The sequence below is a fragment of the Thioclava sp. 'Guangxiensis' genome, assembly GCF_045348365.1.
In the GTDB taxonomy this organism is placed as follows: domain Bacteria; phylum Pseudomonadota; class Alphaproteobacteria; order Rhodobacterales; family Rhodobacteraceae; genus Thioclava; species Thioclava kandeliae.
This window is the reverse complement of the sequence record NZ_CP155822.1, coordinates 2,398,808-2,413,014: the sequence shown is the minus strand read 5'-3', so window position 1 is coordinate 2,413,014 and position 14,207 is coordinate 2,398,808. Positions and strand designations below refer to the sequence as shown.

16 protein-coding genes and 1 riboswitch are annotated in these 14,207 nt (G+C 64.6%); of the genes, 1 reads left to right on the top strand and 15 read right to left on the bottom strand.

Features of this window, described 5'->3' with window-relative positions; translation table 11 throughout:
* Positions 1-28: 28 nt before the first annotated feature.
* From ABEB22_RS11925 to cbiE, 13 genes are all read right to left on the bottom strand, one after another.
* On the bottom strand, positions 29-523 hold the full coding sequence (locus ABEB22_RS11925) for a chemotaxis protein CheW (protein WP_339112610.1): 495 nt from the start codon (positions 521-523) through the stop codon (positions 29-31).
* On the bottom strand, positions 520-2,160 hold the full coding sequence (locus ABEB22_RS11920) for a methyl-accepting chemotaxis protein (protein WP_350935732.1): 1,641 nt from the start codon (positions 2,158-2,160) through the stop codon (positions 520-522). Before ABEB22_RS11920 ends, ABEB22_RS11925 begins: the two co-directional genes overlap by 4 nt.
* Positions 2,151-2,636, bottom strand: a complete 486-nt coding sequence (locus ABEB22_RS11915; RefSeq protein ID WP_406870377.1) for a chemotaxis protein CheW — start codon at positions 2,634-2,636, stop codon at positions 2,151-2,153. Before ABEB22_RS11915 ends, ABEB22_RS11920 begins: the two co-directional genes overlap by 10 nt.
* Complete coding sequence (locus ABEB22_RS11910; protein ID WP_406870376.1) at positions 2,633-4,588, bottom strand: chemotaxis protein CheA; 1,956 nt, start codon at positions 4,586-4,588, stop codon at positions 2,633-2,635. Before ABEB22_RS11910 ends, ABEB22_RS11915 begins: the two co-directional genes overlap by 4 nt.
* Entirely contained in the window at positions 4,588-4,953 is a 366-nt protein-coding gene (locus ABEB22_RS11905) for a response regulator (protein WP_339112614.1), read from the bottom strand. Before ABEB22_RS11905 ends, ABEB22_RS11910 begins: the two co-directional genes overlap by 1 nt.
* A 75-nt stretch (positions 4,954-5,028) precedes the next feature.
* Positions 5,029-5,325, bottom strand: coding sequence for an STAS domain-containing protein (locus tag ABEB22_RS11900; RefSeq protein WP_339112615.1), 297 nt, complete (start codon positions 5,323-5,325; stop codon positions 5,029-5,031).
* A 456-nt stretch (positions 5,326-5,781) separates the two neighbouring features.
* Positions 5,782-6,537 carry a precorrin-6A synthase (deacetylating) gene (gene cobF / locus ABEB22_RS11895; RefSeq protein WP_406870375.1) on the bottom strand — a complete coding sequence of 252 codons (756 nt, stop codon included), beginning with the start codon at positions 6,535-6,537 and terminating at the stop codon, positions 5,782-5,784.
* 105 nt (positions 6,538-6,642) lie between these two features.
* On the bottom strand, positions 6,643-7,308 hold the full coding sequence (locus tag ABEB22_RS11890; protein ID WP_406870374.1) for an energy-coupling factor ABC transporter permease: 666 nt from the start codon (positions 7,306-7,308) through the stop codon (positions 6,643-6,645).
* A gap of 53 nt (positions 7,309-7,361) precedes the next feature.
* Positions 7,362-7,574: riboswitch (cobalamin riboswitch) on the bottom strand.
* A 73-nt stretch (positions 7,575-7,647) separates the two neighbouring features.
* On the bottom strand, positions 7,648-8,376 hold the full coding sequence (cobA, locus tag ABEB22_RS11885) for a uroporphyrinogen-III C-methyltransferase (RefSeq protein WP_406870373.1): 729 nt from the start codon (positions 8,374-8,376) through the stop codon (positions 7,648-7,650).
* The gene (locus ABEB22_RS11880) at positions 8,373-9,677 is read right to left on the bottom strand and encodes a cobyrinate a,c-diamide synthase (RefSeq protein WP_406870372.1); all 1,305 of its coding nucleotides are present in this window, start codon (positions 9,675-9,677) and stop codon (positions 8,373-8,375) included. Before ABEB22_RS11880 ends, cobA begins: the two co-directional genes overlap by 4 nt.
* Entirely contained in the window at positions 9,674-10,459 is a 786-nt protein-coding gene (gene cobM, locus ABEB22_RS11875; RefSeq protein ID WP_406870371.1) for a precorrin-4 C(11)-methyltransferase, read from the bottom strand. The genes ABEB22_RS11880 and cobM overlap by 4 nt, the downstream gene beginning before the upstream one ends.
* Entirely contained in the window at positions 10,456-10,830 is a 375-nt protein-coding gene (locus tag ABEB22_RS11870; RefSeq protein WP_406870370.1) for a cobalamin biosynthesis protein, read from the bottom strand. The genes cobM and ABEB22_RS11870 overlap by 4 nt, the downstream gene beginning before the upstream one ends.
* On the bottom strand, positions 10,827-12,002 hold the full coding sequence (gene cbiE, locus ABEB22_RS11865; protein WP_406870369.1) for a precorrin-6y C5,15-methyltransferase (decarboxylating) subunit CbiE: 1,176 nt from the start codon (positions 12,000-12,002) through the stop codon (positions 10,827-10,829). The genes ABEB22_RS11870 and cbiE overlap by 4 nt, the downstream gene beginning before the upstream one ends.
* Between cbiE and ABEB22_RS11860 the strand changes: the two genes are divergently transcribed.
* A complete protein-coding gene (locus ABEB22_RS11860) occupies positions 12,001-12,738 on the top strand; it encodes a cobalt-precorrin-6A reductase (protein ID WP_406870368.1) in 738 nt (245 codons plus the stop codon). The two genes, cbiE and ABEB22_RS11860, sit on opposite strands and share 2 nt — an antisense overlap.
* Here the strand turns inward: ABEB22_RS11860 and cobJ are convergent.
* Together cobJ and cobI are read right to left on the bottom strand one after the other, a co-directional pair.
* Complete coding sequence (gene cobJ, locus ABEB22_RS11855; protein WP_350935756.1) at positions 12,735-13,493, bottom strand: precorrin-3B C(17)-methyltransferase; 759 nt, start codon at positions 13,491-13,493, stop codon at positions 12,735-12,737. The two genes, ABEB22_RS11860 and cobJ, sit on opposite strands and share 4 nt — an antisense overlap.
* Positions 13,490-14,206, bottom strand: coding sequence for a precorrin-2 C(20)-methyltransferase (cobI, locus tag ABEB22_RS11850; protein ID WP_350935758.1), 717 nt, complete (start codon positions 14,204-14,206; stop codon positions 13,490-13,492). Before cobI ends, cobJ begins: the two co-directional genes overlap by 4 nt.
* Between the last annotated feature and the right edge of the window lies 1 nt (position 14,207).

Sequence of the window (14,207 nt, the reverse complement as noted above, 5' to 3'; positions counted from 1 at the left end):
CTGGTTGGGGGGAAGCAAATGCTGTCTGTCAGGCCGCACTGATACGGGGCGCCTGTGGAACCGATCCGCCAAAGACCTGTTGCAAACGGTCGATATCGAGCACCGACACAAACTCGCCTGCGCGCCGACCGAGGCCCGCTATCGTGCGATGGTCCCAGTGAAGAAGCTCTGCCTCCGGCACAGGATCGAGCCGGTCATTATCCAGCTCGCGGACCTCGATCACCCGATCCGCCCGCATGGCGATCCGTGCCTTGCGTCCGCCCTCCTCGATCCAGAGGACGAGGATGCGCGTGCTGTCATCCTCGGCTTTTGGCGCGAGTCCGAGAATGGAGCGCAGATCGATCACCGAGACCCCTGCACCACGCACATCGATCACACCCAATACATGCGGCGGTGCATCGGGCAACCGCGCAATCTGACGGCGGTCGAGGATTTCCTGAACGCGGCTCACAGGAATGGCGAAGAGATCCTCCGCCACACCTAGTATCACGACCTGCCCCAGCCCGGCTCCCTCACCGCTCATGCGACGCGGTCCTTGCGGGAATGTTGTGTGAATTCCGCATCAAGCGCATCCTCGGCAGACCCCAGATCGAAATCGAACCCGACATTCTGCCGTTTCGCCTTGGTCGGAGCTTTGCGCATCTTGGGTTTGACCTGGTTGCCCGAAGAGGCCGCGACGCGGAAGAACTCGATGGCGGATTGCAGCTGCTCTGCCTGACTGGTCAGCTCCTCTGCGGTGGCCGACAGTTCCTCGGAGGCCGAGGTGTTTTCCTGCGTGACCTTGTCGAGCTGCTGGATCGCGAGATTGACCTGCGACGCGCCCGTGGCCTGTTCCTGCGTCGAGCGCGAGATCATCGCGACCAGTTCGGAGGTCTTTTCGATATCGGGCACGAGACCCGCGAGCATCTGGCCCGCCTCCTGCGCAGCCTTTACCGTGTTGCCAGACAGGCTCGAGATCTCGCCCGCAGCGGTCTGGCTGCGTTCGGCCAGTTTGCGGACCTCGGAGGCCACCACGGCAAAGCCGCGTCCATGTTCGCCTGCACGGGCCGCCTCGACGGCAGCATTGAGCGCCAGCAGATCGGTCTGGCGGGCGATCTCCTGCACCACCAGAATCCGCTCGGCAATGGTCTGCATCGCTTCGACAGCCCGCGCGACCGCTTCACCGCTCTCGCGCGCATCAAGGGCCGATTTCTTGGCCATCGCTTCGGTCTCGCTCGCATTATCTGCATTTTGCTGGATATTGGCCGCCATCTGCTCCATCGACGCCGATGCCTGTTCGGTCGAGCTGGCCTGTTCGGTTGCGCCCTGGCTCATCTCTTCGGAGGTCGAAGCCATCTGGTCGGCACCCGCGGCGACGTTACGCACCGCACCGGTCACTTCGGACACGGTCTCGCGTAGCTGTTCGACCATCGAATTAAGCGCCCTCATCAGATCGGTCACTTCGTCATTGCCACGCAGATAGGCCGTTTCGGTAAGATTGCCCTTGGACACTTCTCGCGCCAGATCGATTGCGCGTTGCAGCCCGCGGGAGATCGAGGTGACAAGCCAGATGGCAGAGATAAGTCCGACGATTACCGCGACAGAGAGCATCGTGAACAGCAATATGCGCGCATCGGCATAGATCTCGTCGGTGCGGGCCGACGCCTCGCTCATCCGGCTCATGTTTTCCTGCAGGATGACGGCGAGGGAGGACTGCATCTCGGACCAGAGCCTCTCCGCATCGACGGTGAGGATGCGTGTGGCAGCTGCCAGATTGCCGCTATCGCTCAGAGCGATCGCGCGGTCATTCGTCGCTTTGATCTCCTGCGCGACGCGCTCGTATTCGGCCAGTTGGGTCTTGCCTTCCTCGGTCGCGATCGCCTCGAGCCGTTCCCGATAGCTGAGCGCTATTGCACGGCCTTGCGTCATCCGCTCCATGATCCGCTCCTTGCCTGACTGATCGCTGGTCAGCAGATAGTCACGCACATCGCGCTGCACCTTGAGCTGTTCGGAAATCAGCTCCTCGGTCAGACGGACGCGCAGGGCATCCTCGTCGACGACGGTATTGAGGCTCTGGTTCAGATTCCCGAGATCACGGATCGCGATCATCTGGGCCACGCCCACCATCACGATGATGGCAGCGAAGGCAAGCGCAAGCTTCACTTTAATGGTCAAACGCATTTGGCCGGTTCCTGTTCGTTTTGGGAATGAGCCGCACTCCCCGGCACGGCAATGGCAAAGATCCGTTCGAGATCGGGTATGATGACGAATTTTTCGTCCATAAGGGCGATGCCCTTCACAAAATCTGGCGGCCATCGCATACCGACCTCGGGGATCGGATCGATGGCGCCATCGTCGATATCGGTGACATCCAGCACACGGTCGGCAAGCACGGCCACCGTCGTCACCTCGCCCGCAAGCGATATATCGAGCACCAACATGCGGGTGTTTTCGTCCGGCTCGCGCGTTTTCATATTCAGCGCGATCCGCAAATCGGCCAAGGGCACGACCCCGCCGCGCACATTGATCAGACCGGTGGCAAAGCGCCCCGCCTGCGGCACCCGCGTAACGGGGACCGGCTCGAGGATCTCGCGCAACGCCGAGGTCGGGATCGCCAATGTTTCGGTGCCAAGGATGAGTGTGACGACCTTCATCATGCGACCCTCTCGCGCATACGGAGCGCCTCTTCCATTGACCGGCCCGCCGCGACGAGATTTGCGACATCAAGGATCAGGGCAACGGTGCCATCGCCAAGGATGGTCGCACCCGAAAAGCTCTTGAGCCCCGCATGTAGCCGCGAGAGCTGCTTGATCACCGTCTGGTTATTGGTCACCAGCCGGTCCACCACGACGCCCACGCGCCCACCGAGCGCCGTCACGATCACCACTTTTTGGAAATCGGAGCGCGGGCCCGGAACATCGAAGAGATCAGCGAGCCGGATAAAGGGCACCATGCCCCCACGGACATTGAGGAAATTCGAGCTGGTATCGCTCTGCGCCAATTCAGGCGGCAGCTCGACACATTCCTCGACCGCCGCAACAGGGATCGTATAGCGCTCCTGTCCGACCTCGATCAGCAGGCCGTCGATAATAGCGAGTGTCAGCGGCAGACGCAGGGTGATCTCCGTCCCATAGCCGGGCTCGGAGGACACCTCGATCTGCCCCCGCAGGCCTTCGATGACAGAGCGCACCACATCCATACCCACGCCACGCCCCGAAAGATCGGTGACGGTTTCCGCGGTCGAGAAACCCGGCGCGAAGATCATCATCCGCAGGTCCTGCTGCGTGACGATCTGGTCCTCGGTGATCAGGCCGCGCTCGAGGCCACGGGCACGGATGCGCGCCAGATCGAGGCCCCGCCCGTCATCGCGGATACGCACCAGCACCTCGGCACCGGCATGGGTGGCCGAAAGCTCGATCCGGCCATTGCCGGATTTCCCCTGCGCCGCGCGCGTGGCGCTATCCTCGAGACCATGGTCGATGGAGTTGCGCAGCAGGTGGACCAGCGGATCGGCCAGCGTCTCGATCACCGTCTTGTCCAATTCGGTCTCGCCCCCGAGTGTCACGAAGTCGATGGGCTTGCCAAGGCGGTCGGAGAGATCATGGATCAGGCGACGGAACCGCCCGAATAGCGTGCCGATCGGCACCATGCGGATCGACATGGTGGTATCGCGCATACCCGATGTCAGCCGTCGGATATCCTCGGCCACCGACATCAGCGATGGCAGGCGCATCTCCTGGCTCAGGTCATGCAGGCGGGCCTCGGCAATGACCAGCTCGCCCACACGGTCCATCAGCTCATCCAGTCTCTCGGTCGCGACCCGCATGGTCGATAGCGCCGCTTCCCGCCCCGTTGGCGGGGCATCGCCCCCACCCGTCTCGCCGGCCTCCGGCTGGGGGGAACCCGTCGCCACGGTCAGCTCGGGAGAACCATCTTCCTGCCGGATGTCGAGCACGAGATCATCCGCGGAAAACACGAAAACCCCATCGATCTGGTCGCGCGTCACCCCCGATGGCAGCCTGATCGACCAGCGGATCGGTGGCACCAGCGGGTTCAGCGCCTCGAGCGGGGGAACCTCGGAGAGATCTGCGCGCAGTGTGACCTCCGGATCCAGTTCGCGCAGTTCCTGCAGGAGCGCGGGGATCGAAATCCCCAGCCCCAATGCCGCGGGACCCGCTGCAAGTGTCACCCGCCAACCGGGCCCTCCTGAAGCTGCCGGCACAGCCAGCGGCGCCTTCTGGGACAGCGCATCCGCCAGCGCCTGCAGGAGAGCGGGACTGGCCGGTGCTGCCAGTTCGGGCGTATCGAGCAGCGCGAGGAACTGATCGCAGGCTGCAAGCGCCACCTTGATCAGCGCATCGGTCGCGCAGGCACCGGGCTGGCGCAGGGTCTCGAAAGCAGTCTCGAATTCATGCACGAAGGCCGACAGCGCTGAATGCCCGAACATCGCGCTCGACCCTTTGAGCGTATGCAATTCCCGAAAAAGGGAATCGATCAGCTCCCGATCCGCAGGACGCGATTTCAGATCCAGCAGGTTTGCCTCGATCGAGGCCTGCAACTCCAGCGCCTCGGCAAGAAAGATCTGGGCAGCGTCGTCATCCATCGACATCAGCCCGCGACCTTCTTGACCACATTCAGAAGCTGCTGCTGGTCGAAGGGTTTTACCATCCAGCCCATCGCCCCTGCCGCCTTCGCCTGCTGTTTCAGATCGTCGCGCGTTTCGGTCGAGATGAAGACGATCGGCACGCCAAGCGCCTCGGGGCGCGCACGATAGGTGCGGATGAAGGTCAGACCGTCCATCTTGGGCATGTTCTGGTCGGTCAGGATCGCATTGGGTCGCTCGCCCTGCAGCTTGGCCAGTGCATCCTCACCATCAGCGGCCTCGATCACCCGATAGCCCGCGCGGGTCAGCGTTGCACTGACCATCTGGCGGACGGAGGGAGAATCATCGATGGTGACAATCGTTTTGGTCATGAAGTGCGGCCTTGGATTGGGGCCCTGCGACAGATGCGCCGTCACGGATCAGGTGCGGTGCCGCGGGACGGGAAACTAACAGGGAATGATATCGACCCAGACACCATCCGGATCGCGTTTGAGCTGGTCATCGGTGAGCGCGGACTGCGCAAGTATCGCGGGCACAGGAGAGGTATCCTCCAGCGTGACCTGAAGCCGCGCCTTGCGGAGCTGCGCCGTGCGGAAGGCCGCGATCAGCACCGACATTCCTGCCATGTCGCAGGCCGTCCATCGGGCGGTCTCCAGGCGGATGGACGCACCAGCGACAAGTGCCTTGTCGAGCTGGCTGGCGACGGCCTTGGCATTGGCAATCGTGATCTCGCTGACCATCATGTGAGAAATTACTCTTCTGGGTTGCATCATCCAGCAAGAGATCGCCCCAAAGAATTAACGGAGAGCTAAATACGCCACAAAACCTGACGGCTTAATTAAAAAGCTATGAAAATTCAGGGCTGGTGTCGCGACAGGAAGGGCCGGTGGACAGGTCCCGGAATGCATCAATCACAGTGGCTGCGGATCGCTGCGCCAAGCCCAGATACGGCATAATGAAATCTTCATGCCAGAAAGCTGCTCGTCATCAATCTATTTCTTAGATGTATCTGATATCCTTATCAGAAATTCGATCGCATGTCTATTGCCCGTTGTGCATATCTACCGCGCGCAAACGTGAGTTGTGCGCCAGCACCAAGCCCGTATAACCGACGCAACCTTCGACGTTGTAGAAGGCGTAACGAGTGACCTTTTCTTGCTGTTCGCGCACCACTCCCTGGCCGCGCGCGCCCCGATGTCTTATCGGGATTTTCTCAACAGATAGATATCCATGATCCAGCCATGGCGGTGGCGGGCCTCGGCCCGCGCGGTCAGGATTCGCTCCGAGACCTCGGCAAGCGGGCCGGACAACCGCAGCTCTTCCGCCATTCCGGCATAGGCCGACCACCAGATCTCCACCCCCTCCGGATCGATCGCGGTGAAGGCCCCACCCTCGTCGAGCATGACCACGACACTCTCGGCGCCCTCGGGCCAGCCGTTATGGCGCAGATTGCGCCCCGTAGTGATGGTCACCGGCCCGCCGACCGTATTGAGCGGGATGGCATGGCCCGCCGTCATCGCCTGAATGGCCGTAATTCCGGGAATGACGCGAAGCTCGAGCGGCATCCGCGCGGCCACCCGTTCGGCCAGCCGGAGCGTGCTGTCATAGAGCGATGGATCCCCCCAGACGAGAAAGCCCGCGCGCCCGCCTTGCGGGAGAGCGGCGCGCAACTCCTCTTCCCAGATCCTCGCGATGGCGTCATGCCAATCCGCCACGCGGCGCTGGTAATCGGGTTCGGACGCATCGCGCACCGGAAGGGTGAACTCGCGCAGCGCAGGCCCGCTATCGGGCAATACACGCGCGCAAATCGCGCGTCGTGCCTGTGCCAGATCATCCTTTGCTGCACCCTTGAGCGGGATCAGGATCACCTCGCAGGCTTTCATCTCTTCGATGGCCTGAAGCGTCAGATGGTCAGGGTTACCGGCCCCGATCCCGATCAGAGAGATTGCCCACATTACCGCCCCCAGACGTTTCGCAGAAAAAGAACCGCAAAAGAAAACCGCAGCCCGTGACAGGCTGCGGTCGGATCCTTAGCAGGTGCGCCAGGGCTGTGCCAGCACTCAGGCGGAATAGACGCGTGCGAGGACGAAGCGGTTGCGCCCCAGCGCCTTGGCACCGGCCAGCACGGCCAGATCGATGAGCGGCTCGACCAGCACGACCGACATATAGGCGATGCCGAAGGTGCCGACATTGGCCAGCGTTGCAACCGACACACCCTCACCGTAAAGCACCCAGAACGCGACCCATGCGATTACCCCGCCCTGATAGGCCGTCGAAAGCGCAAGCGCCTGTTTATAGGTGATATCGGCATAGGCGGTATCGGGGGCGATCAGGCGTTGGGCCAGCGCCTGAAGCGCGAAGAGCGGCACCAGAAGCGTGGTGACATTCATCGCATATTGCGGCAGATCCTGCGGCTCGAAGAACAGCCCCTGCGTCAGAAGCCCCAGCGCCAGGCCAATGGCCGCCGGCACGAAGCCCAGCATCAGAAACAGCGTGGAACCGAGGATCAGATGGACCTCAGACACGCCCGCCGGATGATGCGGCAGGATCTGGAACGAGACGAAAACCGCAGCGGTTGCGGCCGCGGCACGGGCCGCCATCATCGGCAGCTCTCCGGTTTTGAGCGTCCTGACCCCCTCATGGGCGACATAAGTGGCGGCACCTGCGGCGGTGGCGTAGCTCAGAAGAAGTTTGGCACCATGCACGATGCCCGGTTCGATATGCATATACGTTCTCCCTGCCGTCGACCCCGACGGCATTTATGGTGACTGACGACGGGCCAGCGGCCCATATCCACGGCAGGTCTCCTGACTCGCGACTCGTCACCTGCATGCCGCCTTCCCCCTTGCGGAGTGGCATTCCGGAGCAGGCTCACCGCTTACAGTTGCGGGGGCAGTTCCGGATTTGGCGCCTGATGGCTACACCGCACCGGATTCCCTTTTCATCCGGCAGCACCTCTCGGCCACCGGAAACCGTGGGATCACTCTTGGCGAACGCGGTCGTTAGGTCAAGCCGCGCGAAGCGGAAGCGCAGAAATTGGCACAGCCGGACAAGAATTGGCCCGTTCAGGCCAGCGCGCCATAGAAGATCAGCGCGGGCTTGACTGGAATCGCGCCACTCGCGGCCTGTTCGGTGATCTGGGCCGCCAGCTCGCGCATTGTCCCACGCCAGATCACCTCGTCGGGATGGGAAATCGATTCCGCCATCATGGCCGGCGTTTCGAGGCTCAGCCCCGCAGCCTCCAGCCGCTGTGCCAGCGCCACAAAGGTGCGCCGCGCCATATAGACCGCCGTGACCGCCTGCGCATCGGCCAGTGCCGCCATGTTCAACTCCTCGGGCAGCGCACCCGTGACGTCATGGCCGGTCACGAATTGCAGTCTGCGCGCGGTCAGCCGTCGCGTGAGCGGGATCTGTGCCGCCGCCGCTGCCGCCGAGGCCGCCGTCACCCCCGGGATGATCTCGAACCCGATCCCCGCCGCACGACAGGCGCTCAGCTCTTCCTCGAGCCGCCCGAAAATGCCGCCATCGCCCGATTTCAGCCGCACGACCCTGCCGCCCGCGCGGGCATGATCGACCAGAAGCTGGCTGACATGGTCCTGTTTTGGCGACGGACGTCCGGCCCGTTTGCCCACGCCGATCAGATCGCATTCGGGCCGCGCCAGATCGAGGATCGGACCGGCAGAGAGATCGTCGAAGAGGATCGCATCGGCCTGCCGGATACGCTCGGCCCCGCGCAGGGTCAGAAGTTCGGGATCCCCCGGACCGGAAGAGACGAAACTGACGAACCCGCTCATATATCCTCCGCAATCAGATGGAAGAAGGTGCCCGTGACATAACCCCTGCGCGATCCGGTTTCCACCACCGAAAGACCGGCCGCATCGGTCACGCTGGCCAGAGGCGCATCGGGCTGCGACAGGATGGACGAGAAATGGAACTCGTGCCCGCGCAGCGCCATGCCTTCGGCCTGCCCCGGAATGGGCGCCAGAAGCCGCGCGTGACGATAGCCCAGATGCATCTTACGTTTGGCATAGGAGGTCTCGAGCCCCAGAAGCCCCGCCATCGCGTGGCGTGTTCCGTCCTTGTCGACCAGCCCCTGCCCCAGCACCATATAGCCGCCGCATTCGCCATGCACGGGACGGGTCTGCGCGAAGTCGCGAAGCCCCTTCAGGAAGCTCGCCTTTCCGGCAAGCCGCCCCGCATGGAGTTCGGGATAGCCGCCCGGGAGCCAGACACAATCGGCCGTCGGGTCGGGTGACTGGTCCTCGAGCGGCGAGAAGAAACCGATCTCCGCACCGGCCTGCCGCCAGCCGTCCAGAAGATGAGGATAGAGGAAGGAAAAGGCCTGATCGCGGGCGATGGCAATGCGCTGGCCGGGGGGCGTGAGCGGAGCCGCAGCACCCGCAAGCGCGCGTGTGGGCGCGGCTTGCGCGCGTAGCGCCGCAAGGTCGAGATGCCCTGCCACCAGATCGGCCATCGCCTCGATCTGCGCGTCAAGCTCGGGCCGCTCGGAGGCCTGCACGAGCCCCAGATGGCGCGAGGGCATCTCGAGATCCTTCAGGCGCGGCAGGCATCCGAGGCAGGCAATGCCAGCCTCGGCCAGCCCCTCGCGGACCATCATCTCGTGGCGCGGGCTGGCCACGCGATTGACCACGGCCCCTGCGATCTTGACCTCGGGACGCAGCCGCGCGAACCCCAAGGCGACCGCGCCCACCGATTGCGCCTGCCCGCCCGCATCGATCACCAGCACCACCGGCCAGCCTGTCAGCACCGATAGATCCGCGGCACTGCCACGCGCGGTGGCCCCGGTTTGCGCGACCCCGTCAAAGAGCCCCATCGCCCCTTCGGCAATCACCAGATCCGCCCCTTCGGCGCCCGCAATGATCCGCGCCATCACCCCCTCGGGCATCGCCCAGCTGTCGAGATTGGCCGAAGGCAGGCCGGACGCCACCAGATGGAAGCCCGGATCGATATAATCCGGCCCCGCCTTGAAGGAACGGACCCCGACACCCGCACGGTGATAGGCGCGCAGCAGGCCCAGAGTGAGCGTGGTCTTACCGGTGCCTGACCCAGTGGCCGAGATGATGAGCCCGTTCATTCAGTTCCCTCCGGAAAACGCGGATCGGTCCCTACGGGGCGGTAGCGGCGGTCGTAATCGCCGGCATAGAGACGGCTCTCGTCAAACCCCTCCTGCGCCAGCGCCCGTCCCACCAGAATAAGCGCGGTGCGCCCCCGCATGCCCTCCGATGCCACAAGCACTGTGCCGAGCGTGGCGCGCACAATCTTCTGGTCGGGCCAGCTCGCGCGCCAGACGACGGCCAGCGGACAGTCCGCGCCATAAAGCGGCAAGAGCCGCGCGACGACTTCCTCGAGCACATGCACCGAGAGATGGATCGCGAGCGTCGCGCCGGTTGCCGCGAAATTCTCGAGCGTCTCGGTGTCGGGCATGGGGGAGGCCCGCCCCGAGGTCCGCGTGAGCACCAGCGATTGCGCGACGCCGGGCAGGGTCAGCTCGGTGCCGAGCGCGGCAGAAGCGGCCGCAAAACTGGGGACACCGGGGCAAATCTCGTAGGGAATGCCCTCGGCCCGCAGACGACGCAGTTGCTCGCCCATTGCCGAATAGACCGACAGATCCCCCGAATGGAGCCGCGCCACATCCTGCCCCGCCTGATGGGCGTGGCGGATCTCGGTCATGATCTCGTCAAGCGACAGAGGGGCGGTGTTGATGATGCGCGCCCCTGACGGGCAATGCACCAGCAGCGCCTCGGGCACCAGCGATCCGGCATAGAGACAGACAGGCGCCCGCGCGATCAGATCGCGCCCGCGCAGGGTGATCAGATCGGCCGCACCGGGGCCTGCGCCGATGAAATGGACGGTCATGGGTGATCCTCTTCGAGTGGTCCGGTGTCATATTGTCCGGCAAGCGCCGTCGTGATCGTGCCGCAGGGCGAGACCTTGCGGGGGGACAGGATCCGCGCGCCCACGCCGGCAGCCCCGAGCGCCAGTGCCTCGGCCACCGAGCCCGTGCCGAATGCGTTCATGATGCGGGAGGACACCGTGGGGGTCTGCACTCCGCGCAAGGCCGCACGCGGCAGGAGGCGCAGCGGGATTCCCTGTGCGGTGAGTGCCGGATGCGCGCCCTTATCCCCCAGCACGGCCAGCAGATCGACCGGCCCCGCATCGGCAATTGCCTGCGCCAGTGCCTCCGCCGTCGCCTCCCTGCGCAGCCCGATACCCAGCACGCGGCTCATCGCGTCACACTCCATTGCAGGATCGGGCGGGCGCGGTCCCAGCCCCGCATGCGCCCCAAGGGAGCATTCTCGGCCAGCTCGATCCGCAGGAGCGTTCCGCCACGCTCGGCCTGCAATCCGAGGTAAAGCGCCTCGCTTTCCAGCGTCACCGCGTTACCGGTGACCCGTGTGCCTTGCGGGAGCCGCTCCCAGAGCGCGGCAAACCCCTCGCGCGTAAGCCCGCCGCCGATGAACACCGCATCGGGACGCACTTCAGGCAGCGTTTCGGGCCAGTGGCCCTGAAGCACATCGATCCGGTGATCGATCCCGAATTTCATCGCGTTCTCGGTAATCTGGCCGAGCCTGTCGGCGCGCGGCTCGAGAGCTGCGGCCCGCCCGCCCGCCAGCGCCCATTCGACAGATATCGAGCCAGAACCCGCGCCGAGATCCCACAGATATTCGCCCTGACGAGGCGAAAGCGCCGATAGCGTCAATGCCCTGACGGGGCGTTTGGTGATCTGGCCATGATGGGTGAAGAGGCTATCGTCGAGCCCGAAGCCACGCGGCAGACTGGGCCCGCCCTGCGCCGAAATCGCCACCAGAACAGGTTGCCCGAACTCTCCGGTGACCGCATCCGCTAGCAGATCGCGGCGGATCTCGCGCGGTCCGCCGATCGCCTCGAAGACATGGAGTGTCGAGGCACCAAAGCCCAGAGTGTCGAGATAGGCCCCGAGTTCGGCCACCTGCGCCCCGCCCCGCAGGGTCACGATCAGGCGGCTGCCACCGGCGAGATAGGGCCGCAGGCGCGAAAGAGGTGCGGCATGCAGGCCCAGCGTCTCGACCTCCTCGAGCCGCCACCCCAGCCGTGCGGCCGCCCATGCGACCGAGGACACCGCTGGATGACAGATCCACTCCTCAGGGGCCAGCGCGGCCGCCAGCGACCCGCCCGCCCCATGCCAGAACGGATCGCCCGATGCCAGCACCACAACCCGTTGCCCGCGCAGCGCCAGAACCGGGGCCAGATCGAAGGGCACAGGCCATGCCCGCCCTCGCGCGCCCGCGCCCACCAGAACCAGATGGCGCGGCCCGCCAAAGATGACCGAAGCCTGAGAGAGGATTTCGCGGCTTGCATCCGACAGCCCCGCCGGTCCATCTTCGCCAAGACCGATAATATGGAGCCAGGGCCTATCCATGCCGCGTATCCTTTTGCTCGGAGGCACATCCGAAGCCGCCGAAATGGCCCGCATTCTGGCGCGCGCAGGGCTCTGGGCGGTCTATTCCTATGCGGGGCGCACGCAATCGCCAGTGGCCCAGCCGCTTCCCCTGCGGGTCGGGGGCTTTGGCGGGGTTGACGGGCTGCGGGCCTATCTGGCGCGCGAGGCAATCACCCATGTGATCGATGCGACCCATCCCTTTGCCGCGCAGATGAGCCGCAACGCGATTGCGGCCTGTCGCGCGCAAGGCGTGGCGCTGTGCGGGTTCGAGCGGCTGCCATGGGTTGCGCAAACCGGTGACCGCTGGACCTCTGTGCCCGATATGGAGGCCGCCGCCAGTGCCCTGCCCATCGAGGCAAGACGCGTGTTTCTTGCCATCGGTCGCCAGCATATCGGGCTTTTCGGCGCCGTCCCGCAGCACCATTACCTGCTCCGGCTGGTCGATCCCCCAACCCTGCCGCTGCCTGTGCCCGATTGCCGCGTGGTGCTGGCGCGGGGACCGTTTCTCGAGGATGAGGATCTGGCGCTGCTGCAGGAGCACCGGATCGATCTGGTGGTGGCCAAGAATGCCGGAGGCACGGGCGCGCGCGCCAAGATCGATGCCGCGCGGCGCCTCGGCCTGCCCGTCCTCATGATCGAGCGCCCCGAAACGGGGGCACGGCTGGTCTTCCACGCGGCAGAGGATGTGATGGGCTGGCTCGGACACGGGCTCTAACGCTCCTGTGCCAGCGAGCGCGGGGTATAGTAGAACCGCCCGACCTGACGGGTCTCGGCGGTGCCCACGATTACCACGGTGCGCATATCCGCCATCTCGGCTTGCGCCTGCCCCAATGGCACCGTCACGATCCGTTCGTCGGGACGCGAGACATTGCGTGCGAATGAAACCGGCACGGAGGCCGGCAGTTCCTCGCGCAAGATCGCCAAAGCCTGCCCGAACTGGTGCGGGCGCGAGGCCGAGCGCGGATTATAGAACCCCATCGAGAACCCCGCCCGCGCGGCCAGCCTCAGCCGCGTCTCGATGACCGTCCAGGGTTTGAGATTGTCCGACAGATTGATGGCGCAGAAATCATGGCCCATCGGCGCACCGATCCGGGCGGAGGCTGCCAGCATCGCGGTGATCCCCGGCAGGATGCGGATATCGAGATCACGCCAGCCAACCGGCCCTGCCTCCAGCGCCTCGAAGAGCGCCGAGGCCATCGCAAACACCCCCGGATCCCCCGAGGAGACGACCACCACCCGCGCACCCCGTGCCGCAAGCGAGAGCGCATGGGTCGCGCGCTCCAGCTCGACGCGGTTATCGCTTTCATGCTTGGTCAGGCCCGCGCGGTCCGGCACGCGGCGGACATAAGGGATATAACCGATGATATCGGTGGCCTCGGCCAAGGCGGCCTGCACCTGCGGCGTCACCAGAGCCTCGTCACCGGGGCCGAGCCCTGCTACCTGCACCCAGCCAGAGGGACGCCCGCTCATGGCCTGCGCCCCTGACCATGCACGACCACGATCGAGAAATAAGGCACCTCGCCGCTGATCTCGGAGAGTTTCTGCACGGTCTGGTTTGCCATCGTGCCATGGGTCACAAGCCACGCATCGTCATATTTTCCGGCGGCCTGCAAGGCGCGGGCCAGCTTGGGCAGGTTGCGCCCGATCTTCATGACGACCAGCGCATCGGTCTGACCGATCCGCGCGGTCAGGTCCTCTTCGGGGAGTGTCGCCATAGCAACCGTCAGCACATCATCGCCCCATGTCACAGGCAGTCCCGTGGCCGTCCAGCAGCCCGACATGCCGGTAATCCCCGGCACCACCTCGACCGCAATCCGGTCCTTGAGGCGGGTATAAAGATGCATGAAGGAGCCGTAGAAGAAGGGGTCACCCTCGCAGAGCACGATCACATCTTGCATGACACAAAGCGCAGCAAGCCGCTCCGCCCAACCGTCATAGAAGGCCGAAAGAAGACGGTTATATTCGGGATCGGTGAAGGGAATCTCGGTGGTGACAGGATAATCCATCGGATATTCGACGGCCTCCGGCAAGAGCATCCCATCGACGATACGGCGTGCCTGCCCCATCCGGCCCTTCTTGCGGAAGAAGGCCACATGACGCGCGCCCGACACCAGCCGATGCGCCTTTACCGACATCAGATCGGGATCACCGGGGCCGAGCCCCACACAGATGAGCCGTCCCATC